The sequence below is a fragment of the Mycobacterium sp. genome, from assembly GCF_046330795.1.
Classification (GTDB): Bacteria; Actinomycetota; Actinomycetes; order Mycobacteriales; family Mycobacteriaceae; genus Mycobacterium.
This window is the reverse complement of record NZ_JAXLSA010000001.1, coordinates 673,234-698,345: the sequence shown is the minus strand read 5'-3', so window position 1 is coordinate 698,345 and position 25,112 is coordinate 673,234. Positions and strand designations below refer to the sequence as shown.

Annotated in this window: 22 protein-coding genes; 16 read left to right on the top strand and 6 right to left on the bottom strand. The window is 68.8% G+C overall.

Going from position 1 to position 25,112, the window contains the following annotated elements:
* Positions 1 to 20: 20 nt before the first annotated feature.
* The 3 genes from U0R18_RS03400 to U0R18_RS03390 are packed head-to-tail and all read right to left on the bottom strand — an operon-like array spanning position 21 to position 5,257.
* Positions 21 to 1,493: an alpha/beta hydrolase gene (locus U0R18_RS03400; RefSeq protein WP_526367383.1), complete on the bottom strand. Its 1,473-nt coding sequence runs from the start codon at positions 1,491 to 1,493 to the stop codon at positions 21 to 23.
* A gap of 55 nt (positions 1,494 to 1,548) precedes the next feature.
* Entirely contained in the window at positions 1,549 to 4,875 is a 3,327-nt protein-coding gene (gene lysX, locus U0R18_RS03395; RefSeq protein ID WP_526365944.1) for a bifunctional lysylphosphatidylglycerol synthetase/lysine--tRNA ligase LysX, read from the bottom strand.
* A 46-nt stretch (positions 4,876 to 4,921) separates the two neighbouring features.
* On the bottom strand, positions 4,922 to 5,257 hold the full coding sequence (locus U0R18_RS03390; RefSeq protein WP_526365942.1) for a DUF1844 domain-containing protein: 336 nt from the start codon (positions 5,255 to 5,257) through the stop codon (positions 4,922 to 4,924).
* 276 nt (positions 5,258 to 5,533) lie between these two features.
* On the opposite strand from U0R18_RS03390, the gene infC reads away from it, so the two are divergent.
* From infC to U0R18_RS03370, 4 genes are read left to right on the top strand one after another with little or no spacing between them, the layout of a single operon-like run.
* Positions 5,534 to 6,154, top strand: coding sequence for a translation initiation factor IF-3 (gene infC / locus U0R18_RS03385; RefSeq protein ID WP_526367381.1), 621 nt, complete (start codon positions 5,534 to 5,536; stop codon positions 6,152 to 6,154).
* A gap of 32 nt (positions 6,155 to 6,186) precedes the next feature.
* Complete coding sequence (gene rpmI / locus U0R18_RS03380) at positions 6,187 to 6,381, top strand: 50S ribosomal protein L35 (RefSeq protein WP_526365940.1); 195 nt, start codon at positions 6,187 to 6,189, stop codon at positions 6,379 to 6,381.
* Between the two features lie 44 nt (positions 6,382 to 6,425).
* On the top strand, positions 6,426 to 6,815 hold the full coding sequence (gene rplT / locus U0R18_RS03375; RefSeq protein ID WP_526365938.1) for a 50S ribosomal protein L20: 390 nt from the start codon (positions 6,426 to 6,428) through the stop codon (positions 6,813 to 6,815).
* Between the two features lie 29 nt (positions 6,816 to 6,844).
* Positions 6,845 to 7,576: a TrmH family RNA methyltransferase gene (locus tag U0R18_RS03370; protein WP_526365936.1), complete on the top strand. Its 732-nt coding sequence runs from the start codon at positions 6,845 to 6,847 to the stop codon at positions 7,574 to 7,576.
* Positions 7,577 to 7,648: 72 nt separating this feature from the next.
* Here the strand turns inward: U0R18_RS03370 and U0R18_RS03365 are convergent, their stop codons facing one another.
* Both U0R18_RS03365 and U0R18_RS03360 read right to left on the bottom strand, forming a co-directional pair.
* Positions 7,649 to 8,899, bottom strand: coding sequence for an acyl-CoA dehydrogenase family protein (locus U0R18_RS03365; RefSeq protein ID WP_526365934.1), 1,251 nt, complete (start codon positions 8,897 to 8,899; stop codon positions 7,649 to 7,651).
* Positions 8,900 to 8,932: 33 nt separating this feature from the next.
* Positions 8,933 to 10,021, bottom strand: a complete 1,089-nt coding sequence (locus U0R18_RS03360) for an oxygenase MpaB family protein (protein ID WP_526365932.1) — start codon at positions 10,019 to 10,021, stop codon at positions 8,933 to 8,935.
* A 191-nt stretch (positions 10,022 to 10,212) separates the two neighbouring features.
* Here U0R18_RS03360 and U0R18_RS03355 point away from each other — a divergent pair, with 191 nt between their 5' ends.
* Together U0R18_RS03355 and U0R18_RS03350 are read left to right on the top strand one after the other, a co-directional pair.
* Complete coding sequence (locus tag U0R18_RS03355) at positions 10,213 to 11,097, top strand: adenylate/guanylate cyclase domain-containing protein (protein WP_526365930.1); 885 nt, start codon at positions 10,213 to 10,215, stop codon at positions 11,095 to 11,097.
* Positions 11,098 to 11,107: 10 nt separating this feature from the next.
* Positions 11,108 to 11,938, top strand: coding sequence for a rhomboid-like protein (locus U0R18_RS03350; protein ID WP_526365928.1), 831 nt, complete (start codon positions 11,108 to 11,110; stop codon positions 11,936 to 11,938).
* Here the strand turns inward: U0R18_RS03350 and U0R18_RS03345 are convergent.
* Positions 11,842 to 13,425 (bottom strand): FMN-binding glutamate synthase family protein, encoded by a 1,584-nt coding sequence (locus U0R18_RS03345; RefSeq protein ID WP_526365926.1) that lies wholly within the window; start codon positions 13,423 to 13,425, stop codon positions 11,842 to 11,844. The two genes, U0R18_RS03350 and U0R18_RS03345, sit on opposite strands and share 97 nt — an antisense overlap.
* A 90-nt stretch (positions 13,426 to 13,515) precedes the next feature.
* Here U0R18_RS03345 and pheS point away from each other — a divergent pair, with 90 nt between their 5' ends.
* From pheS to U0R18_RS03295, 10 genes are all read left to right on the top strand, one after another.
* On the top strand, positions 13,516 to 14,556 hold the full coding sequence (gene pheS / locus U0R18_RS03340; RefSeq protein ID WP_526365924.1) for a phenylalanine--tRNA ligase subunit alpha: 1,041 nt from the start codon (positions 13,516 to 13,518) through the stop codon (positions 14,554 to 14,556).
* A complete protein-coding gene (gene pheT, locus U0R18_RS03335; protein WP_526365922.1) occupies positions 14,556 to 17,045 on the top strand; it encodes a phenylalanine--tRNA ligase subunit beta in 2,490 nt (829 codons plus the stop codon). The genes pheS and pheT overlap by 1 nt, the downstream gene beginning before the upstream one ends.
* A gap of 118 nt (positions 17,046 to 17,163) precedes the next feature.
* On the top strand, positions 17,164 to 18,198 hold the full coding sequence (gene argC / locus U0R18_RS03330; protein ID WP_526365920.1) for an N-acetyl-gamma-glutamyl-phosphate reductase: 1,035 nt from the start codon (positions 17,164 to 17,166) through the stop codon (positions 18,196 to 18,198).
* Positions 18,195 to 19,409, top strand: coding sequence for a bifunctional glutamate N-acetyltransferase/amino-acid acetyltransferase ArgJ (argJ, locus tag U0R18_RS03325; RefSeq protein ID WP_526365918.1), 1,215 nt, complete (start codon positions 18,195 to 18,197; stop codon positions 19,407 to 19,409). The genes argC and argJ overlap by 4 nt, the downstream gene beginning before the upstream one ends.
* A complete protein-coding gene (argB, locus tag U0R18_RS03320) occupies positions 19,406 to 20,281 on the top strand; it encodes an acetylglutamate kinase (RefSeq protein ID WP_526365916.1) in 876 nt (291 codons plus the stop codon). The genes argJ and argB overlap by 4 nt, the downstream gene beginning before the upstream one ends.
* A complete protein-coding gene (locus U0R18_RS03315; protein ID WP_526365914.1) occupies positions 20,278 to 21,468 on the top strand; it encodes an acetylornithine transaminase in 1,191 nt (396 codons plus the stop codon). The genes argB and U0R18_RS03315 overlap by 4 nt, the downstream gene beginning before the upstream one ends.
* Complete coding sequence (locus U0R18_RS03310) at positions 21,465 to 21,971, top strand: arginine repressor (RefSeq protein WP_526365912.1); 507 nt, start codon at positions 21,465 to 21,467, stop codon at positions 21,969 to 21,971. Before U0R18_RS03315 ends, U0R18_RS03310 begins: the two co-directional genes overlap by 4 nt.
* Positions 21,972 to 22,002: 31 nt before the next feature.
* Positions 22,003 to 23,202, top strand: coding sequence for an argininosuccinate synthase (locus U0R18_RS03305; protein ID WP_526365910.1), 1,200 nt, complete (start codon positions 22,003 to 22,005; stop codon positions 23,200 to 23,202).
* An 85-nt stretch (positions 23,203 to 23,287) separates the two neighbouring features.
* Complete coding sequence (gene argH, locus U0R18_RS03300; RefSeq protein WP_526365908.1) at positions 23,288 to 24,700, top strand: argininosuccinate lyase; 1,413 nt, start codon at positions 23,288 to 23,290, stop codon at positions 24,698 to 24,700.
* A gap of 59 nt (positions 24,701 to 24,759) precedes the next feature.
* On the top strand, positions 24,760 to 25,107 hold the full coding sequence (locus U0R18_RS03295) for an HNH endonuclease signature motif containing protein (protein ID WP_526365906.1): 348 nt from the start codon (positions 24,760 to 24,762) through the stop codon (positions 25,105 to 25,107).
* Positions 25,108 to 25,112 lie beyond the last annotated feature (5 nt).

The window sequence follows — 25,112 nt, the reverse complement described above, 5'->3', positions numbered from 1 at the left end:
CGGGGCGGCCGATCGATCGGTTACCGGCCCGCGGCCTCGGTGGACGTCTCCGCACCGGGCGTCGTGCCGGTGGCCGGCACATCGGCGGCCGAGCGCGCAGCGGCCGGCAGGGTCGGCGCCGGTACGCCCGGGGTGCGCAGAGCGCCGGCGAGCCAGGGCAACGCGGTGGCGAAGACCCGGGCGGCGAACGGCCAGTCGTGCTTGCCCGGCTGGGCGACGACGGCGCACTGGATACCGTGCGCCGCCCCCAGGGCGCACAGGGTGTTCGCCGCGGTGGTCTGGTCGCTGGGCCTGCCGGTGCCGGCGTGGTAACCCAACGGCGCCGTGCCGATGGCCGCCGGGATGTTCCGTGGCTGCGTGGCCGGGTTACCGGTGTTGGCGTTGATCGCGAACCACGCCGAAAGGCCTTGGTAAGGACCATGTTTGGTGATCACGGTGACCGGGTCCCAGGCCGCGTAAGTGGCTGCGTTGCCGCCGAACAGCCGGTTGATGGTCTGTGACCTGGTTCCGGAGTTGGGCGCCATATCACCGGCGATGTCGACGAACGCGCTGAACAACTCCGGGTGCATGGTCGTGAGGTCGACCGCGCAGGTGCCGCCCATCGACCAGCCGGCGATACCCCAGTTCGCGGCGTCGCTGCTGACGCCGAACTCGGCCGTCATGAACGGCCGGACATCCTTGGTCAGGTGATCGGCCACGTTTCCGCGCGGGCCGTTGACGCACTCGGTGTCGTTGTTGAACGCGCCGCCGGAATCGGCGAAGACCAACACCGGAGCGTTGCCGTGATGGGCCGCCGCGTAGGCGTCGACGGTGTTGACCGCGTTCCCCGCGCGCAGCCAGTCGGCCGGGGTGTTGAACTCGCCGCCGAGCATCAGTACGGTGGGCAACTTCGGCGGCGGGCTGGTGGCGAACCAGGCGGGCGGCAGGTACACGAGCTCGCCGCGGTGTTTGAAGCCGGATGCGGCGGCGGAGATGGTCACCGGGACGACGCTGCCCCGCGCCGGGAGCACATGGTGGGCCTGGACCTGCGCCGCCTGCGCGGTCACCGCGGCGCGGCTGGTCTGGTCGGGCAGCGGGCCGGAGGTCAGCTGACCCCACGCATTCTGCAGAGTCGGGAAGTAGCCCACCCAGGCATTGACGGCCAGGGCCGTGCTCAGCAGGCAGAGCGGGACAGCCAGGAGCGACACGCCACGCCGCCACCAGCGGGCCGCGCGCCAGCCCAACGCCGCGACGCCCACCGCGACGCCGCTGGCGGCGACCCAGGTCCACAGCTGGCGAGGGGCGGGCTCGTTGGCCAGTCCGTTGCTGGCGACGGCCCAGTACGCTGCCGCCGCGGCAATCACCCCGAACAGGGCCACCAGCGGCAGCCAGCGGCGCCGCCGGCCGGTGACGGCGACCAACAGGGCGGCCGCGGCCAGGGTCTGCACCGTCGTCGGCACCCAGCCGTGCATCAACGAAATATGCTGCTGGAAAAGGCCGAAGGGCGCCGACATCACTGTCACGGCCCAATCCTGGCCCGCGGATCTGGAAAATTGCTGTGAACGGTGACTACCGCGGTTTTGCGAGTGGGAACGGCAGGGTCTCCCGAATGCTGTGGCCGGTGATCATCATGACCACCCGGTCGACGCCCACGCCCAGGCCGCCGGTCGGGGGCATGGCGTACTCCATCGCCTGCAGGAAGTCCTCGTCGAGTTCCATGGCTTCCCGGTCGCCGCCCGCGGCCAGCAGCGACTGCTCCTGGAGGCGGCGGCGCTGCTCGACCGGGTCGGTCAATTCGCTGTAGGCGGTGCCGAGCTCCACGCCCCAGGCCACCAGGTCCCAGCGTTCGGCGACACCCGGCTTGCTGCGGTGGGGACGGGTCAGCGGTGACACCGAGGTGGGGAACTCGGTGTAGAAGGTCGGCGCCTCGGTGCGGTCCTCGACGAGGTGCTCGTACATCTCGAGGACGACGGCCCCCTCGTCCCACTGACGGTGATAGGGAATCTGGGCGGCATCGCAGAACCGGCGCAGCGTCGCGAGCTCGGTCCCGGCGTGGACGTGCTCACCGAGGGCCTCCGAGACCGCGTCATGCACGGTCTTGACCGGCCATCGGCCCGAGATGTCCACCGGCCTCAGCCTGCCGTCGGGTCCCGGCCGCATCGCCACCTGAGCGCCGCTGGCGGCCACGGCGGCATTCTGGATCAGTTCGCGGCAGCCGTCGATCCAGACCAGGTAGTCCGCGTGTGCCTGATAGGCCTCGAGCAGGGTGAATTCGGGGTTGTGGCTGAAGTCCACCCCTTCATTGCGGAAGGCCCGGCCCAGTTCGAAGACACGCTCGACGCCCCCGACGCACAGCCGCTTCAGATAGAGCTCCGGGGCGATCCGCAGATACAGATCCAGGTCGTAGGCGTTGATGTGGGTGACGAACGGGCGGGCGTTGGCGCCACCGTGGATCTGCTGCAGGATGGGCGTCTCGACTTCGATGAAGTCCTTTGCGAACAACGTTTCCCGGATGGAATGCAGGATCTGGCTGCGAGCGCGGATCAGCTCGCGTGCCTCGGTGTTGATCGCCAGGTCGACATAGCGTGACCGCACACGGGCCTCGGAGTCGGTCAGGCCTTTCCACTTGTCCGGCAGGGGGCGCAGGCACTTGCCGGTCAGTCGCCAGTTCCGCACCAGGACCGAACGAGTGCCGGTCCGGCTGAGCCCCATCGTGCCGGTGGCCTCGACGAGATCACCCAGGTCGATCGCCGCGGTGAAAGATCCGGTGCCAGAGCCGGACTCGAGTGCCGAATTGTCCAGCAGGACCTGGATTTCGCCGGACCAGTCCCGCAACTGGGCGAAGATCACACCCCCGTAATCGCGGATCCGCAGGACCCGGCCGGTCACGCTGACGGGCGTCCCGTCGGCTTCGGCGAGCGCGGCGCTGATCGCGTGGCTGGGTGGCTGGCCCACGGGATAGGCGTCAATTCCCTTGGCGCGCAGCGCGTCCAGCTTGTTCATCCGGACACGGACCTGCTCGGGCAACCGCGGCGGGGCGGTGCCGTCGGTCAGATCGACGGCGAGTCCGGAGATGTCCGGTGTGGAACCGTCGCCGTGCAGGTGTCCCGTGTCGACGAGTGCCTGCGGCACGGCGGGATGGTGTCCGGTGTGCTGGCGGTTGCGCCGGCCGAACGGCAGCACCAGGAACCCTTCGGCGATGACCGACGCGACACCGACCCGCGGGATCAGCCGGGCGTCCTCATAACACGCATAGCGCGGCACCCATTCGGGCAGGTACTTCATGTTCGACCGGTACAGCGTCTCGAGCTGCCACCATCGCGAGAAGAAGATCAGCAGGGCACGCCACAACCGCGCGACCGGGCCGGCGCCCAGTTGGGCGCCCTCTTCGAAGGCGGACCGGAACATGGCGAAGTTCAGCGAGATCCGGTTGATACCAAGGGCTTCCGACTGCAGACACAACTCGCTGACCATCAGCTCGATGGTGCCGTTGGGCGAACCGGGGGAGCGCCGCATCAGATCCAGTGAAACGCCGGTTGCACCCCAGGGCACCAGTGAGAGCATGGCCACCACCGCACCGCCGCCGTCGGAGCCGGGATCGCCCTGGACCGCTTCCACCAACAGGCACTCGCCGTCGGCGGGGTCGCCCAGCCGGCCCAGCGCCATCGAGAAGCCGCGCTCGGTCTCGGTGTCCCGCCAGGCGTCGGCGCGCTCGATCGCCGCCGCCAGTTCCGCCGGTGTCAGATCGCGGTGCCGCCGGATTCGTACGCTCAGTCCCGCCCGCCGGGCCCGGGTGACGGCCTGGCGGACCGGCTTCATCTCCGATCCGGACAGCGTGTAGCGGTCGGGGTACAGGATTGCCTCGTCGCCGAGTTCGATCGCATTGAGTCCGGCTTCGCGGAATGCCTGGGCCGCCGCCGAACTGGCACCCATCACGCCCGGTGCCCACCCATAGGTCTGGCACAGTTCGAGCCACGACTTGATCGCCGCCTGCCAGGCCCGTGGGTCGCCGACGGGGTCGCCGCTGGCCAGGCAGACTCCCACCTCGACGCGGTAGGTGACCGCGGCCCGGCCGTTGGCGGCGAACACCACCGACTTGTCGCGCCGGGTGGCGAAGTAACCCAGCGAATCGTTCTTGCCGTAGACCTCGAGCAGGCCGCGGATCGCGGACTCGTCCTGCCCGGTCAGCGCGTTCTCGGAGCGTTGCGACTGGAACAGCACGATGGCCGCGGCCATCAGGGCCAGCGCCCCGAACAGGCCCAGCAGCACGTTGATCAGGATGTGCGGATGCCCGCTGAACTGCTCGGGACCTGCACCGGAGAACGCGTTGACCCGGTTGACCGTGTAGAGGAACCGGTCTTCACGCGCCAGTGAACCGGGGAACAGCTCCACCAGGCACCAACCGATCAAGGTGCCCGTCGTCATCCCGACGATCAGGACCGCGGCGGCCTTGAACAACGCCGCGCGGCGCACTCTTGCCCAGAACTCGTTGCGTGCCAGTAGGAGCAGCACGATGAGGACGACGTGCACCACCAGGCCGATCAGTTCGCCGGCGTCCTGGAGGGCCGATTCGCCACCGGTGAGCAGATCACCGACGTTCCAGACGATCTCGGCGACCAAGTAGATCAGCAGGACCCACCAGGCGATGCGCTTGCGTGCGGCGAGCGCGGCAGCCAGCAGGGCCAGCACGAACGCCCAGGCGAAGCTCGTGTCGGGGAAGTTGAACAGGTAGTTGTTGACGAACTCGGCGGGGATGCGGATCAGCGACCGGACGAACGGTGAGACGCTGGCGATCAGTGACAGCGTCGCGATGACGCCGACGATCCACCCCGTGGCCGCCGGAACCCAGGGGTATGGCGTAGTGGGACGGCTGAGCGGCCGCGTGGTGACGGTCATATGCGGCGAGGATATGCGGTGGCGGGGTGACGCGGGGTGGGGACGGTTACCAGACCGGGCCGGTGTACTTCTCACCCGGGCCGTGACCGGGCTCCTCGGGTTCGGCGCTCGCTTCGCGGAAGGCCAGCTGCAGGCTCTTGAGGCCGTCGCGCAGCGGGCCGGCGTGGGGGCCGAGGTATTCCGCCGACGCGGTGACCAGACCGGCGAGCGCGGTGATCAGCCGGCGCGCCTCGTCGAGATCCCGATGGGAGCTGTCGTCCGGATCGGTGTCGGACAGCCCGAGCTTTTCCGCCGCGGCGCTCATCAGCATGACCGCGGACCGGCTGATGACCTCGACGGCGGGAATCTCGGCCAGTTCGCGGATTCTTGGATCGTCGGTCATGGCTGCTAGACTCGCATGCGCGACCGTTCCGGCTGACGCCGGGACAGCAAGTGGAGTCCCAACTCCCACCGTCTGCCCAGAGTTCCATAAGGGCACGGCGGTCCGGTCACCGGTAGTTCAGGGTAAACCGAGCTCCCGGATCCGCGTGTTCCATGCGGGCGGTTCACACCGTGACTGGTCGGCATTGGGCCCTGCTTCGAGCAGGGCTTTTCTGTTCTTACGGACAGATGCTGACGGGTTTGGGTCTCCTGGAAGACACATAACCAGGGAGGCCACATCAGCACTGAGACCCGCGTCAACGAGCGCATCCGCGTACCTGAAGTCCGATTGATCGGCCCCGGTGGGGAGCAGGTAGGCATCGTGCGCATCGAAGATGCACTCCGCGTCGCCGCGGATGCCGATCTCGATCTCGTCGAAGTAGCCCCGAATGCCAGGCCTCCGGTCTGCAAGATCATGGACTACGGCAAGTACAAGTACGAGACGGCTCTGAAGGAGCGCGAGTCTCGCAAGAACCAGCAGCAGACCGTCGTCAAGGAACAGAAGCTGCGCCCCAAGATCGACGACCACGACTACGAGACCAAGAAGGGTCACGTGGTCCGCTTCCTGGAAGCCGGGTCGAAGGTCAAGGTGACGATCATGTTCCGCGGCCGCGAACAGTCCCGCCCCGAACTGGGTTACCGGCTGTTGCAGCGCCTCGGCGCCGATGTGGCCGAACACGGCTTCATCGAGACGTCCGCCAAGCAGGACGGCCGGAACATGACGATGGTGCTGGCCCCGCACCGCGGCGCGAAGACCCGCGCCAAGGCGGCGCACGACGCCGACGCGCCGACGCCCGGCCCCGCCGGGAAGCCGGCCGAGGCTGATGCGCCCGCCGAGGACAACACGCAGACCACCTGAGCACCACCACCTGAGCAACGAACTGAGGACACATGCCCAAGGCCAAGACCCACAGCGGTGCATCGAAGCGGTTCCGCAAGACCGGAACCGGCAAGATCGTGCGCCAGAAGGCCAACCGCCGCCACCTGATGGAGCACAAGCCCACCACCCGCACCCGTCGCCTCGACGGTCGCACCGAGGTGGCCGCCAACGACGCCAAGCGTGTCGCCAAGATGCTGAACGGCTGAGCCCAGCCAACCGGACCTGAGACCAACGAGATAGGAATACCCCCATGGCACGCGTGAAGCGCGCACTCAACGCCCAGAAGAAGCGGCGCACAGTCCTCAAGGCTTCCAAGGGTTACCGCGGCCAGCGCTCGCGGCTCTACCGCAAGGCCAAAGAGCAGCAGCTGCACTCGATGACCTACGCCTACCGGGATCGCCGGGCCCGCAAGGGCGAGTTCCGTAAGCTGTGGATCGCCCGGATCAACGCCGCGGCCCGCGCGAACGACATCACCTACAACCGACTGATCCAGGGCCTCAAGGCCGCTGGCGTCGAGGTGGACCGCAAGAACCTCGCGGAGATCGCGGTCAGCGACGCCGCGGCATTCACCGCACTGGTCGAGGTCGCCAAGGCGGCGCTGCCCGCCGATGTCAACGCGCCGTCCGGCGAGGCCGCCTGAATCCGCCACTGACCGAACGATCGGCCCGCGTGGTCGCGGCAGTCAAACTGCTGCGCCCCGCGGGCCGTCGCCGTGTCGGGAGGTTTCTGGCCGAAGGGCCCAATCTCGTCGCGACCGCGGTCGCCCGCGGATGTGCCGTCGAGGTGTTCGCCACCACTGCGGCCCTCGACCGGCATGCCGGCCTGATCGGAAATACCCCGGTGCACCTGGTGACCGAACGCGCGGCAAAGGCGTTGTCCGACACCGTGACTCCCGCAGGTCTGGTGGCGGTGTGCGACATTCCCGCGGATGCGCTCCCGGCCAACCCGAAGCTGGTGGCGGTTCCGGTCGGCATCTCCGAGCCCGGTAACGCCGGCACGATGATCCGCATCGCTGACGCGATGGGCGCCGACGCCGTGCTGCTCGCCGGTCACGCGGTCGACCCGTACAACGGAAAATGTCTGCGGGCCTCGGCCGGGAGCATCTTCCATCTGCCCGTCGTCGTCGAACCCGACGCCGTCGTTGCGGTGGAGGCGCTGCGGGCCGCCGGTCTGGCAGTTCTGGCCACCACGCTCGACGATGCCGTCGATCTCGCCGACGCCGATCTGAGCGGCCCGACGGCCTGGCTGTTCGGGCCCGAGGCGCACGGCCTGCCCGCCGAGGTGACCGCACTGGCCGATCAGCGGGTGCGCATCGAAATGCCCGGCCACGCACAAAGTCTCAACGTCGCCGCGGCCGCGGCCATCTGCCTCTATCAGAGTGCGCGCGCACACAACGTATGACCGCGACCGTGCGTGTTGGTCCACATCTGCGCGGCGTGTCGCGTACTTCTGCGCACGCTCGGCGATGGAGGGCTATCCGCCGAGAAGCCCCCGGGCCACGTGGGTGATCTGGACCTCGTTGCTGCCGGCGTAGATCATCAGCGACTTCGCGTCGCGGGCGAGCTGTTCCACCCGGTACTCGGTCATGTAGCCGTTGCCGCCGAACAACTGCACGGCCTCCATCGCAACATCGGTGGCGGCCTGTGAGCAGTAGTACTTGATCGCCGACGCTTCGGCCAGCGAGATCTGCACGCCGCTCTGCTGGGCCTCGATGATGCGGAACAGCATGTTGCGCACATTCATTCGCGCGACCTCCATATTGGCCAGCTTGAGCTGGATCAGCTGGAACTGGCCGATCTCCTGACCCCACAGGGTCCGGCTCCTGGCGTAGTCGACGCACAGCCGCAGGCATTCCTCGATGACACCCAGCGACATCGAGGCCACCCCGATGCGCTCGGCCGAGAAGTTGGACCGGGCACTGGCCCGGCCGTCACCGGACTCATTGTGCTCGGTCTCACCCAGCAACCGGTCGCGGCCCAGCCGAACATTGCTGAAGAACAGCTCGCCGGTGCGCGACGAGTGAATCCCCATCTTGCGGAACGGTTTCGACTGTTCGAATCCGTCCATTCCGCGGTCCAGCACGAAGGTCAGCACCTTGCGGTCGCGCTTGTCGACACTCGGATCGCCTTCGTCCAGCTTGGCGTAGACGACGACCACATCGGCGTCGGGCCCGTTGGTGATGAAGGTCTTCTGGCCGTTGAGGATGTAGTCGCCCGAACCATCGGCGGCACGAATTACATACGATTTCATGCCGCCGAACGCGTCCGAGCCGGAGTCGGGTTCGGTGATGGCCCAGGCGCCGATCTTCTCGTAGGTCACCAGCCCGGGCAGCCAACGCTCCTGCTGGGCCAGGGTGCCGCGGGCGGCGATGGTCGGCACCGTCAGCCCGAGACTGACGCCCATGCCGGTCACGATGCCCATGCACACCCGGCACAGTTCGCTGATCATCATGAAGCCCATGCCGGCGGTCTCCGGTCCACCGCCCAGCATGCCGCCCCCGGTGCCGCCGCCGGACGACGTTCCGTCGCGCATCCTCGCCAGGCGCTTCTCCAGGGAGTCGCGGGCCATCGCGTCGAGCCCGAATGTCGCGAACAGCTTGCGGATGATCGGGTAGGGCTCCATCTCGCCGGATTCCAGGGCGTCGACGTGGGGCCGGACCTCTTTGTCCACGAATTGGCGGACGGCATCGCGCACGGCGAGGTCCACATCGGACCACTCGATCATTCGGTACTCGATTCGGTTGTCGGAGAGTTGATTTCAGGCGGCTGGTCGACGGCCGCGGGCGGGACGGAGCCCGGTGAGGGAGAACGTGGTGTGGACCAGCGAGCCGGCCCGCTCGGCGATGACCTTCGGGATCGGCGGGGCGGGGATCGGGGGCACCGGGAACGGCAGCCTGCGCTTGGGCGCGTAGTGCATCGGCATGCCCTTGCGGTCGCGGGGCGGATCCATGAAGAAGGGCGCCTCGACCAGTGGGGCGTCGGCCGGCGCCTGGCCGGCGGCGCGCCGATACGCGGCCAGCGCGCGGGGGTGCAAGCGGATCTCATCGGGCACCGCCCAGAATGCGATCTCGACGGCCTTGCCGAAGAGTCGTAGCAGCACTTCGTCGCCGGGGGTCCAGCGCATGCCCGCCCGCTCCCGGATGGCCGGGTCGAACAGGCCGGCGGCGATCCAGCGCTGTCCGGCGACCATCGGCCGGAAGAGTTGATCCCACAGCGGGGTCGGCATCATGACGAACTTGGGCTTCGGGATGCGGATGGTGAAGATGTCGAGCGTCGCCCGGTTGATCTCGAGGTCGTCGCGACAGGTGCGATCCCAGTACTCGCAGAACGCTTCCCAGGTTTCGGGCACGGGCCGCATGCTCATCCCGTACATCCGGTACCACTGGACGTGCTCGTCGAATAGTTGTCGCTTCTCGGCCTCGGTCAGCCCGCCGCAGAAGTACTCGGCAACCTTGAGGATCAGCATGAAGAAGGTGGCGTGCGCCCAGTAGAAGGTGTCGGGGTCCAGCGCGTGGTAGCGGCGTCCCTGCGCGTCGACACCCTTGATGGTGTTGTGGAAACCCTTGATCTGCGCGCCGGTCTCGGCGGCCCGGTCACCGTCGTAGACGACGCCCATGATGGGGTATACCGAGCGGGCGACCCGTTGCAGCGGTTCGCGCAGCAGGATCGAATGCTCCTCGACCCCCGCGCCCAACTGGGGGTACATGTTCTGGATCGCGCCGATCCAGACGCCCAGCATTCCGGTCCGCAGGTCGCCGAAGTACTTCCAGGTCAACGAGTCCGGGCCGAGCGGGTCCGCGGCAGCGGTCTCGCGGTTGGTTTCGGTGACACCACGTTGTGTCTTCATCCGTCCTCCTGATCCAGCGGAAGAGTTCTCACGATAATAGTGACAACCATCGTTGTCTACGATTTGGGCGGTCGCCGCGCCGGGGCGTTATCGGGCGGCTACCGCACCGCATCATGGCTGTGACCTGCTGATTCCTCGCGCCGACTGGGGCGTCGTTGCCGGGCCGGCGCGCCGGGACCTACCCTGACGCGGTGGACTCCGATGGCGCTCGACCCGCCGCGATCGAACCATCGGCCACCGAACCCGACGGAGCGGGGACCTGGCTGGCGGACACCAACCACAACCCCGGCCTGATCGCCTTCATCCGCCGGGTGCGCCGGTACCTGCCGGGCGACCCGGATTTCGGCGACCCGTTGTCGACCGCCGGCGTCGGCGGTCCCAGCGCCGCCGCCCGCGGCGTGGACCGGCTGCTACCCGACCGCGAGGCCGCATCCCGCGAGGTGAGTCTCGCCGGCCTGCAGGTGTGGCAGGCGCTGACCGAACGGATCTCGGGCAAGCGGGCCGACACCGAGACCACGATCGTCTTCACCGACCTGGTCGGATTCTCGTCCTGGTCGTTGCGCGCCGGTGACGACGCCACCCTCAAACTGCTGCGACGGGTCTCGGCGGCGGTCGAGCCGCCGATGCTCGACCGCGGCGGGCACATCGTCAAACGTATGGGCGACGGCCTGATGGCCGTGTTCCACACCCCGGACATCGCGATCACCGCCGCGCTGGCGGCCAGTGCAGCGATCGACGACGTGGTTGTCGACGGCTACACGCCGCGAATGCGGATCGGGATACATACCGGCCACCCGCAACGCATCGGCTCGGACTGGCTCGGCGTCGACGTCAACATCGCCGCGCGCGTGATGGAACGGGCAACCAAGGGCGGCATCATCGTCTCCGGACCCACCCTGGAGCTGCTGCCACCGGGACGGCTGGCCGAAATGGGCGTCACGGCCAAACGCGTGCGGCGTCAGGTGTTCGGTGCACGACCCACCGGGGTGCCGGCCGACCTGGTCATGTACCGGCTGGGAATTCGCAGGGACCTGACAGGTGACGACGCGGACACCGAGGACCGGCCGTCGGCATAGTGGGGTGACGATGTTGTCACGCACCGTCTCGCGGCTGACCCTGGTCCGGGTCACGGTGAGCTATGCGGCCGCCCTGACGGCGGTGAGCATCGCGCTGGTCCTGCGGGGTCCGGCCGCCGAGCACGCGGTGATCCGGCACGCGAGTACCAACCTGCACAACCTGCACCGCGGTCACCTGGGCACGCTGCTCGACAGCGCGTTCGTCGTGGACGCCGGCCCGGTCGTCTACTGGCTGCCGGGGCTCGTGTGCCTGTTGGCACTGTGCGAGCTGCAGTTCCGCAGTGCTCGCCTGGTGGTGGCCTTCGCCACAGCGCATCTGGGCGCCACCGTCCTGGTGGCGGTCGGGCTGCTGATCGCCGTGCGCCACGGCCTGTTGCCGCCGGCGGTGTCCCGGGCCGAGGACGTAGGTATGAGCTACGGCGCGGTCGGCGTGCTCGGCGCGCTGAGCGCCGCGATCCCGCGGCCGGCCCGTCCGGTGTGGGTCGCCGGCTGGATCGGCGTCGTGGTGGGTGCCGCCGCGGTGCTGCGGGATTTCACCTCCGTCGGCCACGGGATCGCACTGGCGCTGGGAATGCTGGTGTCCACCGCGTTCGGGCCGGCCGGCCGCTGGAGTCGGCTGCGGTGGGCGATGCTGTCGGTGGCCGCGGCATTCGGGTTCCTGGTGCTGGCCGACGGCGCCGCCGCGTTCGCGGTTGCCGGCGCAGTGGGGGCGGCGTGCGGGCTGGGCGCGGGTCTGATTGTGATTCAGCGGAATTCGGCCGCGGTGGCGATGTTCCAGTCGGCCCGCCAGGAGGCCGCGCCGGAATCGTCGAGCAATGCGCCCGGCGTGAGCCACTCGTAGAGTTCGGCGTAGGTCCGGGTGCGGCCGCCCTCGATCCGACGGTTGAGCATCGTGGGGTCCAGTTCGCCGAAGCCGCCGAGCCCCATCGAGGCGACGATCTGGGCCGCGCTGGCGACCGTGGCGCGCTGGAAGTTGTACACCCGCTTGGCCTTGTCCGGAACGTACAGCGACCGGATCAGGCCGGGATCCTGGGTCGCGACCCCGACCGGGCAGGTGTTGGTGTTGCACTTCTGCGCCTGGATGCAGCCGATCGCGAACATCATGGCGCGCGCCGACAGGGTGAAGTCGGCGCCCTGGATGATCCGCGAGACGATGTCCATCCCGCTGGCAACCTTGCCGGACGCGCCGATCTTGATGCGGTCGCGCAGTCCGGCGCCCACCAGTGCGTTGTGCACCAGCATCAGACCCTCGGTCAGTGGCATTCCGACGTGGTCCTCGAATTCCTGTGGGGCCGCACCCGTTCCGCCCTCGGAGCCGTCCACGATGACGAAATCCGGGGTGATGTCGGTGGCCAGCATGGCCTTGCAGAGCGACAGGAACTCGCTCCGGGCGCCCACGCACAATTTGAAGCCAACGGGTTTGCCGCCCGAGAGCCGGCGCAGCGTCGAGATGAACTCCATCATCTCGAGCGGGGTGCGAAAGGCCGTGTGCGCCGGCGGTGAGATCACCGTCTGGCCCTGGGGCACGCCGCGGGTCGCGGCGATCTCGGCGCTGACCTTGGCGCCGGGCAGCACGCCGCCCAGGCCGGGCTTGGCGCCCTGGGAGAGTTTGATCGAGATCGCCTTCACGGTCGGCAGCTGCGCCTTCTCGGCAAACTTGGCCGGATCGAAACCGCCGGTGTCGGTCCGGCAGCCGAAATAGCCGGAGGCGACCTCCCAGATCAGGTCCCCGCCCGGACGAAGGTGATAGGGGCTGATCGCACCCTCTCCGGTGTCGTGCGCGAACCCGCCCATGGCCGCCCCGCCGTTGAGCGCAAGGATGGCGTTGGACGACAGCGCACCAAAACTCATCGCCGAAACATTCAGCAGCGCAATGTCATACGGCTGGGTGCAGTCCGTCCCGCCCAGCCGTACCTTCGGCGCGACATCGGAGGCGAACCGCGCCCGCATCGAGTGCCGGACGAACTCGTAACCCAGCGCGTTGACGTCGCGTTCGGTGCCGAAGGGCTCGTCGCTCTTGGTGCCCTTGGCCCGTTCGTACACCATGTCGCGGGTCTCACGGTCGAACGGCGTGCCGTCCGTGTTGGACTCGATGAAGTACTGCTGGATCTCCGGGCGGATGGTCTCCATCAGGAATCGGGCGTGGCCGAGGATGGGAAACGACCGCAGGATCGCATGCCGCGTCTGGATCAGATCCCACGCCCCGAGGCCGGCCAGCAGCGCGACCGGGACGGCGATCACGAACCAACGGTGATCGATGATCACCGCCAGGACCCCCAGCACCGCCGCACCCAGCCCGAAGGCGGCGACGATCAATGCCCTCACCACCGCGAGAGGGTATCGCGTGCCGACCGCATATGATCGGCACTTGCATTACCGGGGAACGTCGGTGGGAACGAGCAAGGAGGCGCTGGCCGCGTGGCTGATCTTCCATATCTTTCCGCGGGCGCGCTGTCCCTGGCGGTCGACGCGGCGCGGGAGGCGTTCGCCGCGGCCGCCAACCTCGATGACCTGGCCCGCGCCAAGACCGACCACCTCGGCGACCGCGCACCGCTGGCCCTGGCACGCCAGGCCCTGGGCACCTTGGACAAGTCGGAACGCGCGGATGCCGGCAAACGGGTCAACGTCGCCCGCTCCGAGGCCCAGCGGCTCTTCGACGACCGCCTGGCGCAGTTGCGCGCCGACCGCGACGCCGAGGTTCTGGTGGCCGAGCGGATCGATGTCACGCTGCCGTCCACCCGCCAGCCGGTCGGGGCCCGCCATCCCATCACGATCCTGGCCGAGCGCATCACGGACACGTTCGTCGCGATGGGCTGGGAACTGGCCGAGGGGCCCGAGGTCGAGACCGAGCAGTTCAACTTCGACGCGCTGAACTTCCCGGTCGATCACCCCGCCCGCAGTGAACAGGACACGTTCTACATCGCGCCGGAGGGCTCGCGGCAGCTGCTGCGCACCCACACCTCGCCGGTCCAGGTCCGCGCCCTGCTGTCGCGGGAGCTGCCGGTCTACGTCGTCTCCATCGGACGCACCTTCCGCACCGACGAGCTGGACGCAACCCACACCCCGGTCTTCCACCAGGTCGAGGGCTTGGCCGTGGACCGGGGTCTGACCATGGCGCACCTCAAGGGCACCCTGGATGCATTCGCGCGGTCGGAGTTCGGGCCGGAGGCACGGACCCGGATCCGCCCGCACTTCTTCCCGTTCACCGAGCCGTCGGCCGAGTTCGACGTCTGGTTCGCCGACAAGAAGGGCGGCCCCGGCTGGGTCGAGTGGGGCGGCTGCGGCATGGTCAACCCGAATGTGTTGCGAGCCGCAGGAATCGACCCGGCGGAATACAGCGGGTTCGCGTTCGGGATGGGTATCGAGCGCACCCTGCAGTTCCGCAACGGAATTCCCGACATGCGCGACATGGTCGAGGGTGACGTCCGGTTCTCGCTGCCGTTCGGGGTGGGTGCCTGATGCGCGTTCCCTACAGCTGGCTGCGGGAGACCGTCCGGGCTGGCGCTCCTGACTGGGATGTGACGCCCGCCGGCCTCGAGGCCGCCCTGATCCGGATCGGCCATGAGGTCGAGGATGTGCTCGAGCTCGGTCCGGTCAGCGGTCCGCTCACCATGGGGCGGGTCGTCGAGATCGAGGAACTCACCGAGTTCAAGAAGCCCATCCGAGCCTGCAAGGTGGATGTGGGGGAGTCCCAACCGCGTGACATTGTTTGTGGGGCAACCAATTTCGCTGTCGGCGATCTGGTGGTGGTGGCATTGCCCGGCGTGACATTGCCGGGTGACTTCGTGATCGCCACTCGCAAGACCTACGGCCGAACCTCCGACGGGATGATCTGCTCGGCCGCCGAATTGGGGCTGGGCGCCGACCATTCCGGGATCATGGTGTTCCCGCCGGGAACCGCCGAACCGGGTGATTCCGGTATCGAGGTCCTCGGGCTCGACGACGTGGTGTTCGATCTGGCGATCACGCCGGACCGCGGTTACGGCCTGTCGATCCGTGGCATTGCGCGTGAGATCGCCTGCGCCTACGACCTGGATTACGTCGATCCGGCCGCGGTCCCGCCGCTGCCGGTCGAAGGTGAGGCCTGGCCGCTGACGGTGGATGCGGGCACCGGGGTGAGCCGCTTCGCCCTGCGGCCCGTGACGGGAATCGATCCCGCTGCCGTCTCGCCCTGGTGGCTGCGCCGTCGGCTGATGCTGTGCGGAATCCGGCCCATCTCACCGGCCGTCGACGTCACCAACTACGTGATGCTCGAGCTCGGCCACCCGATGCACGCTCACGACCGCGACCGGATCAACGGTGCTTTCCGGGTGCGTTTCGCCGCACCGGGCGAAACCGTGGTGACCCTCGACGACGTCGAACGCAAACTCGACCCGGCCGACGTGCTGATCGTCGACGACACCGGTACGGCCGCCATCGGTGGCGTGATGGGTGCGGGCAGCACCGAGATCCACGACGGATCGACCGATGTGCTGCTCGAGGCCGCGGTGTGGGATCCGGCGGCGGTGTCGCGGACCCAGCGCCGGTTGCATCTGGTCAGCGAGGCCGGCCGCCGGTACGAACGTTCGGTGGACCCCGCGATCTCGGTTGCGGCCATCGACCGCTGTGCGACGCTGCTCGCCGAGATCGCCGGCGGCACGGTCGAACCCACCCTGACGGACTGGCGGGGCGACCCGCCGCGCGATGACTGGTCGTATGCACCCATCAGGATGGCGGTCGACCTGCCCGACCGGATGGCCGGAGTGCGTTACGGCGACGGTGTGACGGTCGCGCGACTGCGCCAGATCGGCGCCGCGGTCGCCGAGCTTCCCGATGGCGTGCTTGAGGTCACCCCGCCGAGCTGGCGGCCGGATCTGGTGGAGCCCGCCGATCTGGTGGAGGAGGTCCTGCGCCTCGAAGGCCTGGATGTCATCCCGTCGGTATTGCCCACCGCGCCGGCCGGCCGCGGCCTGAGTGCCGCCCAGAAGCGCCGCCGGGCGGTCGGCAAATCGCTGGCACTGTCGGGCTACGTGGAGATCCTGCCGACGCCGTTCCTGCCGGCCGGGGTGTTCGACACCTGGGGGCTGGCCGCCGACGATCCGCGGCGCGACACCACCCGGGTGGTCAACCCGTTGGAGGCCGATCGGCCGCATCTGGCCACCACGTTGCTGCCCGCCATGCTGGAAGCGCTGGGCCGCAATGTTTCCCGCGGCGCGGGCGACGTGGCGCTGTTCTCCGTCGCGCAGGTGGTCCTACCGACGACGGAAACCCGTGCCGTCCAACGTATCCCGACCGACCGACGCCCCACCGAATCGGAGATCGGCGAATTGGACGCGTCGCTGCCCCGGCAGCCGCAGCACGTCGGGGTGGTGCTGACCGGACTGCGCGAGCCACGCGGCCCGTGGGGTCCGGGCCGGCGGGCCGAGGCCGCCGACGCATTCGAAGCCGTGCGCGTCGTGGCCCGCGCGTGTGGTGTCGAGGTGACGCTGCGACCCGCGCAGGAGTTGCCCTGGCATCCGGGGCGCTGCGCCGAGGTTTTCGTCGGCGACATCAGTGTCGGCTTCGCGGGTCAGCTGCATCCCGCCGTCGTCGAACGCGCGGGCCTGCCGAAGGGCACCTGCGCCGCGGAACTGGATCTGGACGCCATTCCCATCGTCGAGACGCTGCCCGCGCCACGGGTGTCGCCGTTCCCGGCGGTGTTCCAGGACCTCAGCCTGGTCGTCGACGACACGGTGCCCGCCGATGCGGTGATCGCCGCGGTGCGCGCCGGTGCCGGTGAGCTGCTCGAGGACGTCCAACTGTTCGACGTCTACTCGGGACCGCAGATCGGCGCGGGCCGCACGTCGCTGACGCTGGCGCTGCGGTTCCGCGCCGCCGACCGCACCCTGACCGAGGACGAGGCCAGCGCGGCGCGCGACGCCGCGGTGGCCGCCGCCGGTCGCGAGCTCGGTGCCACGCTGCGCACCTGATTGGTCGAGACGGTCGGATCAACGATTTCGGTGCATGACCCGGCGGTGGGCGACGGTCAATGCACCGAAATCGCCAATTTATTTGCATTGGATTGCATAACCATGCAGAATGCTCGAAATGACCACAGTGGCCCTGGCCGGCGCGAGCGGATACGCCGGCGGTGAGATCCTGCGGCTCCTGCTCGGACACCCGGCTCAGGCCGACGGCCGGCTGACCATCGGCGCGCTGACCGCCGCCGCGAGCGCCGGCACCACGCTGGCCGAACACCATCCGCATCTGCTCCCGCTGGCCGACCGGATCCTCGAGCCCACCGACATCGACGTACTGCGCGGACACGATGTGGTGTTCCTGGCGCTGCCGCACGGCCACTCCGCCGAGATCGCCGAGCAGTTGGGGCCCGACACCCTGGTGGTCGACTGCGGCGCGGACTTCCGGCTCACCGACGCCACGGACTGGCAGCGGTTCTACGGCTCGCCGCACGCGGGCAGCTGGCCCTACGGGCTGCCCGAACTTCCCGGCGGCCGCGACGCGCTGCGCGGCACCAAGCGGATCGCCGTGCCGGGCTGCTACCCGACGTCGGCGCTGCTGGCCCTGGTGCCGGCCGTCGCGGCCGGTCTCGTCGAGCCCACGGTCACCGTCGTCGCGGTCAGCGGGACCTCCGGCGCGGGCAAATCCGCCAAGGTCGATCTGCTGGCCGCCGAGGTCATCGGATCCGCCCGCGCCTACAACATCGCTGGCGCGCATCGACACACGCCGGAGATCGCCCAGGGGCTGCGGGCGGTCACCGACGCCACGGTGAGCGTGTCGTTCACCCCCGTGCTCATCCCGACGTCGCGGGGCATCCTGGCCACCTGTACGGCACCCACTACCGCATCGCTGGCCGAACTGCGGGCCGCCTACGAAAAGGCCTACGACGCAGAACCGTTCATCCATCTGCTGCCGGAGGGGCGGCTGCCCATGACGGGTGCCGTGATCGGATCCAACGCGGCGCAACTGCAGATCGCGGTCGATGCGGACGCCGGGGTGTTCGTCGCGGTGTGTGCCATCGATAACTTGACCAAGGGCACCGGGGGAGCGGCGGTGCAGTCGATGAACCTGGCACTGGGATGGCCCGAGACCGAAGGACTGTCGACCGTGGGAGTGGCACCGTGACCGGCGTTACCGAAGAGTCCCGGCTGCTGCGCAACCAAGGGGTGACGGCACCGGAGGGCTTCCGCGCCACCGGAATCAGCGCCGGCATCAAAGCTTCGGGCAACCTCGACCTGGCGCTGGTCTTCAACGAGGGCCCCGACTACGGCGCCGCCGGTGTTTTCACCCGCAATCAGGTCAAGGCCGCGCCCGTGCAATGGAGCCAGCAGGTGCTCACCACCGGCCGGCTGCGGGCGGTCATCCTGAATTCCGGCGGGGCGAACGCCTGCACCGGGCCGGGCGGCTTCCAGGACACCCACGCCACCGCCGAGGCCGTCGCCGCCGCACTGTCGGAGTGGGGCACCGAGACCGGGCCCATCGAGGTGGCGGTGTGCTCCACCGGCCTGATCGGCGACCGGTTGCCGATGGCCAAGGTGCTCGCGGGCGTCACCGAGATCGTGCACGAGATGGCCGGCGGCCTCACCGGTGGTGACGAAGCCGCGCGGGCCATCATGACCACCGACACCGTGCCGAAACAGGTTGCGCTGCACCACAAGAACAACTGGACTGTCGGTGCCATGGCCAAGGGCGCCGGGATGCTGGCCCCGTCGTTGGCCACCATGCTGGTGGTCATCACCACCGACGCGGTGGCCGATGGTGCCGCGCTGGACACCGCGCTGCGCCGGGCGACCGCGCTCACGTTCGACCGTCTCGATGTCGACGGCAGCTGCTCGACCAATGACACCGTCCTGCTGCTGGCCTCCGGCGCCAGCGCGATCACCCCCAGCCAGGACGAGCTGGACGACGCGATCCGGGCCGTCTGCGACGACCTGTGTGCCCAGCTGCAGGCCGACGCCGAGGGCGTCACCAAGCGGGTCACCATCACCGTGGCCGGCGCGCGCACCGAGGACGACGCCGTGGTGTGCGCGCGAGCCATCGCCCGCGACAGCCTGGTCAAGACCGCGCTGTTCGGTTCGGATCCGAACTGGGGCCGGGTACTGGCTGCCGTCGGTATCGCCCCGGTTGTGTTGGATCCGAACCGGATCTCGGTGTCGTTCAACGGTTCACCGGTGTGCGTCGACGGTGCCGGTGCACCCGGAGCCCGCGACGTCGACCTGTCCGGCGCCGATATCGACGTCACGGTGTCGTTGGGGCTCGGGGATGCGTCCGCGTCGATCCGGACCACCGATCTGTCGCACGCCTATGTCGAAGAGAATTCGGCGTACAGCTCATGACGGCCACCACCACCACCAAGGCGGCGATCCTCGCCGAAGCACTGCCGTGGCTCGTGCAACTGCACGGTCGCATCGTCGTCGTCAAGTACGGCGGCAACGCCATGACCGATGACGCCCTCAAGGCGGCCTTCGCCGCGGACATGGTGTTCCTGCGCAACTGCGGCATCCACCCGGTGGTAGTGCACGGCGGCGGCCCGCAGATCTCGGCGATGCTGAAACGCCTTGGTATCGAAGGGGATTTCAAGGGCGGCTTCCGGGTCACCACTCCCGAGGTGCTCGACGTCGCCCGCATGGTGCTGTTCGGTCAGGTGGGCCGTGAACTGGTCAACCTGATCAACGCGCACGGCCCGTATGCCGTCGGCATCACCGGCGAGGACGCCGCACTGTTCACCGCGGTCCGGCGCAGCGTCACCGTCGACGGGGTGGCCACCGACATCGGCCTGGTCGGCGACGTCGACCACGTCAACACCGACGCGGTGGTCGATCTCATTGCCGCGGGCCGGATCCCGGTGGTGTCCACCATCGCCCCCGACGTAGACGGCGTGGTGCACAACATCAACGCCGACACCGCCGCGGCTGCGCTGGCCGAAGCGCTGGGGGCCGAGAAGCTGGTCATGCTGACCGACATCGAGGGTCTCTACACCGACTGGCCGAACCGGGACTCGCTGGTCAGCGAGATCGACAGCGGCGCGCTGGCCCAACTGCTGCCGCGGCTGGAATCCGGCATGGTGCCCAAGGTGGAGGCGTGCCTGCGGGCCGTGGCCGGCGGGGTGCCCAGCGCGCACATCATCGACGGACGGATGGAGCACTGCGTCCTGGTCGAGCTGTTCACCAACGAGGGAACCGGCACCAAGGTGGTCCAGTCGGCATGACGAAAACCGAAGAACTGCAACACCGTTGGTCCGCGGTGATGATGGACAACTACGGCACCCCGGGATTGGCGCTGGCCACCGGCAACGGCGCGGTGCTGACCGATCCGGACGGCCGGACCTACCTCGACCTGCTCGGCGGCATCGCCGTCAACCTGCTGGGGCACCGGCATCCGGCGGTCATCGAAGCCGTCACCACCCAGCTGAACACCCTGGGCCACACGTCGAACCTGTACGCCACCGAGCCCGGCATCGCGCTGGCCGAGGCGCTGGTCGCCCAGCTCGGGCCCGACCACGTGGCCCGGGTGTTCTTCTGCAACTCGGGCACCGAGGCCAACGAGGTCGCCTTCAAGATCAGCCGGCTCACGGGCCGCACCAAACTCGTTGCCGCCGAGGGCGGATTCCACGGCCGCACGATGGGATCCCTGGCTCTGACGGGCCAACCGGCCAAACGCTCGCCGTTCGAACCGCTGCCGGGCGACGTCACCTTCGTGCCCTATGGGGACACCAACGCCCTGCGGGCGGCCGTCACCGACGAGACGGCGGCGGTGTTCCTGGAACCCATCATGGGGGAGGGCGGCGTCGTGGTCCCGCCGGCGGGCTATCTGGCCGCGGCTCGGGAGATCACGACCGACCACGGGGCCCTGCTGGTCCTCGACGAGGTGCAGACCGGGATCGGGCGCACCGGAACGTTTTTCGCCCACCAGCACGACGGCATCACGCCTGATGTGATGACCCTGGCCAAGGGTCTGGGCGGGGGATTGCCGATCGGTGCCTGCATCGGTATCGGCGCTGCTGCCGCCCTGATGACGCCCGGGCTGCACGGGAGCACGTTCGGCGGCAATCCGGTGTGCACCGCCGCGGCGCTGGCCGTGCTGCGCACGCTGGCCGCCGAGGATCTCGTCGCGCACACCGCCGCCCTCGGCAAAACCTTGGCGCACGATATCGAGGCACTCGACCATCCGCTGGTCGATCACGTCCGCGGGCGCGGTCTGTTGCAGGGCATCGTGCTGACGGAGCCCAGGGCCAAGGCCGCTGAAGCCGCCGCGCGGGAGGCCGGCTTCCTGGTCAACGCGGCCGCCCCCGAGGTCATCCGGCTGGCACCACCGCTGATCATCACCGAGGAGCAGCTGGGCAGCTTCGTCGGGGCGCTGTCGGGCGTCCTCGACACCGCCAGGGGTAGCGCATGAGCGCCAGGACCAACCCGACAACGCCCGAGGTCGCCGCCACCCGTGTGGGCCGCCAGGCCCGGATCGTCGCCCTGCTGTCGGCGCGTGAGGTGCACAGCCAGTCCGAGTTGGCGGCACTGTTGGCCGACGAGGGGATCGACGTCACCCAGGCCACGCTGTCGCGCGATCTCGAGGAACTCGGTGCGGTGAAACTCCGCGGCGCCGATGGGGGCACGGGCGTCTACGTGGTGCCCGAGGACGGCAGCCCGGTGAAGGGCATATCCGGTGGCACCGAACGGATGTCGCGGCTGCTCGGCGAACTCCTGGTGTCCACCGACGCCAGCGGCAACCTGGCGGTGCTGCGTACCCCGCCCGGCGCCGCCCAGTACCTGGCCAGCTCTATCGACCGCGCAGCCCTGCCGTACGTGGTCGGCACCATCGCCGGTGACGACACGGTGATGGTTGTCGCCCGCGAACCGATGACGGGCTCCGAGCTCGCCCACACCTTCGAAAACCTGCAGTAGCAACTGAACCGAACACAAAGGAGCTTCACCCATGTCCGATCGCGTCATCCTGGCGTACTCCGGCGGCCTGGACACCTCGGTGGCCATCAGCTGGATCGGCAAGGAGACCGGCAAAGAGGTTGTCGCCGTCGCCATCGACCTGGGCCAGGGTGGTGAGGACATGGAGGTGGTGCGGCAGCGCGCGCTCGACTGCGGCGCGGTCGAAGCCGTCGTCGTCGACGCCCGCGACGAGTTCGCCGATGAATACTGCCTGCCGACCATCCAGTCCAATGCGCTCTACATGGACCGCTATCCGCTGGTGTCCGCGATCAGTCGGCCGCTGATCGTCAAGCATCTGGTGACCGCGGCCCGCGAGCACGGCGGCACGATCGTCGCGCATGGCTGCACCGGTAAAGGCAACGACCAGGTTCGCTTCGAGGTCGGATTCGCTTCGCTGGCACCGGATCTCGAGGTCCTGGCTCCGGTCCGGGACTACGCCTGGACCCGGGAGAAGGCCATCGCGTTCGCCGAGGAGAACGCCATCCCGATCAACGTGACCAAGCGTTCGCCGTTCTCGATCGACCAGAACGTGTGGGGCCGCGCGGTTGAGACCGGTTTCCTCGAGCACCTCTGGAACGCGCCCACCAAGGACGTCTACGACTACACGCAGGATCCGACGCTGAACTGGAACACCCCCGACGAGGTGATCGTCGGCTTCGAGAAGGGTGTACCGGTATCAGTGGATGGACGTCGGGTCTCCGTCCTCGAGGCCATCGTCGAGCTCAACAAGCGGGCCGGTGAGCAGGGTGTCGGCCGGCTCGATGTGGTCGAGGACCGTCTGGTCGGTATCAAGAGCCGGGAGATCTACGAGGCACCCGGCGCGATGGCGCTCATCACCGCGCACACCGAACTCGAGCACGTCACCCTGGAACGCGAACTGGGCCGGTTCAAGCGGAACACCGACCAGAAGTGGGGCGAGCTGGTGTACGACGGCCTGTGGTACTCGCCGCTCAAGCGTGCCCTCGAGGCGTTCGTGGCCGAGACCCAGGAGCACGTCACCGGCGAGATCCGAATGGTGTTGCACGGCGGGCACATCGCCGTGAATGGGCGCCGGAGCGCGGAATCCCTGTACGACTTCAATCTGGCGACCTACGACGAGGGCGACAGTTTCGACCAATCCAGCGCCAAGGGCTTCGTGCATGTGCACGGGCTGAGCTCCAAGATCGCCGCCAAGCGGGACCTCGCCCAGTGATCAGGCCCTTTTCTCCGCGAGCGGCCGTGTCTGTACACCGACACGCCGTCGCGAGTGTACAACTGCGGACGCTCGCGGGGGAGAAGTGAGCACCAACGAGGGCGCGCTCTGGGGCGGACGGTTCGAGGGCGGCCCATCGGATGCCCTTGCCGCACTGAGCAAGTCGACCCATTTCGACTGGGTGCTCGCGCCCTACGACGTCGCCGCGTCCAAGGCCCACGCCCGCGTCCTGCACCGAGCGGGATTGCTGACCGACGATCAGCGCGACGGGCTGCTGGCCGGGCTGGACAGCCTGGGCGCCGACGTGGCCGACGGCAGCTTCCTGCCCACGGTCGCCGACGAGGACGTGCACGGCGCGCTCGAGCGCGGCCTGATCGATCGTGTCGGCCCGGATCTCGGCGGCCGGCTGCGCGCCGGCCGCTCGCGAAACGACCAGGTGGCCACGCTGTTCCGGATGTGGCTGCGCGACGCCGTGCGGCGGGTGTCCGACGGCGTGCTGCAGGTGGTCGATGCGCTGGCCACGCAGGCCGCCGCGCACCCGACGGCCATCATGCCGGGCAAGACGCACCTGCAGTCCGCCCAGCCGATCCTGCTGGCGCATCATCTGCTGGCCCATGCGCACCCGCTGCTGCGCGACGTGGACCGCATCGCCGATTTCGACGACCGGACCGCGGTGTCGCCCTACGGTTCCGGCGCACTGGCCGGCTCGTCGCTGGGTCTGGATCCCGATGCCATCGCCGCGGAGCTGGGTTTCGCCGCCGCGGCGGACAACTCCGTCGATGCCACGGCGGCAAGGGATTTCGCGGCCGAGGCGGCCTTCGTTCTCGCGATGATCGCCGTCGACCTGTCCCGGCTCGCCGAGGACATCATCCTGTGGAGCTCGACAGAATTCGGTTACGTGAAACTGCACGATTCCTGGTCGACGGGCAGTTCGATCATGCCGCAGAAGAAGAACCCGGACATTGCCGAGTTGGCGCGCGGCAAATCGGGACGGCTGATCGGCAACCTGACCGGCCTGCTGGCCACGCTCAAGGCGCAGCCGCTGGCGTACAACCGCGACCTCCAGGAGGACAAGGAGCCCGTCTTCGACTCGGTGGCGCAGCTGGAACTGCTGCTACCGGCGATGGCCGGACTGGTCGCCACCCTGACCTTCGACGAGGCCCGAATGGCCGAGCTGGCCCCGGCCGGATACACCTTGGCCACCGACATCGCCGAATGGATGGTCCGTCAAGGGGTTCCGTTCCGGGTCGCCCACGAGGCGGCCGGAGCGGCCGTCAAGACGGCCGAACAGCGCGGCGTGGGACTGGACGAACTCACCGACGAGGAGTTCGCCGGTATCGACCCCGCCCTGACAGCGCAGGTGCGCGAGGTGCTCACCGTGGCAGGTTCGGTGAATTCACGCAACGCCCGCGGCGGCACCGCCCCGGTTCAGGTGGCCAACCAGCTCGGTGTGGTCCGCGACACCGAGGCGCGGCTGCGGATCCGGCTCCGCCGCTGAACCACGCCGCGCCGGCACAGATCGACCGATCCGCCCGTCGGCGGGCCTACGCTGCAACGATGCCGTCTCGCAGCAGGTCCGCCGTCTACGCGCGGCGGCGTAAACGACGGCTGGACAAGGTCGAACACGACCTGACCGACGCCCAGTGGTCGGCACTCAAGGACGCCTGGGCGGGCTGCGCCTATTGCGGCGCACGACAGGCGGATCTGCAGAAGGACTGCATGCTGCCGATCTCGCGCGGCGGCCGCTACACGCTGGAGAACGTGGTGCCCGCCTGCCCGTCCTGCAATGCCAGCAAGTGCAACTTCGAGGTCACCTCATGGCTGCGCCGTAAGAAGTTCGACGAGCAGCGGTTCCTGGTTCGTCAGGTCGAGATCCGCCGGACGGTCGCGGCGGGCATTCAGTAATATCG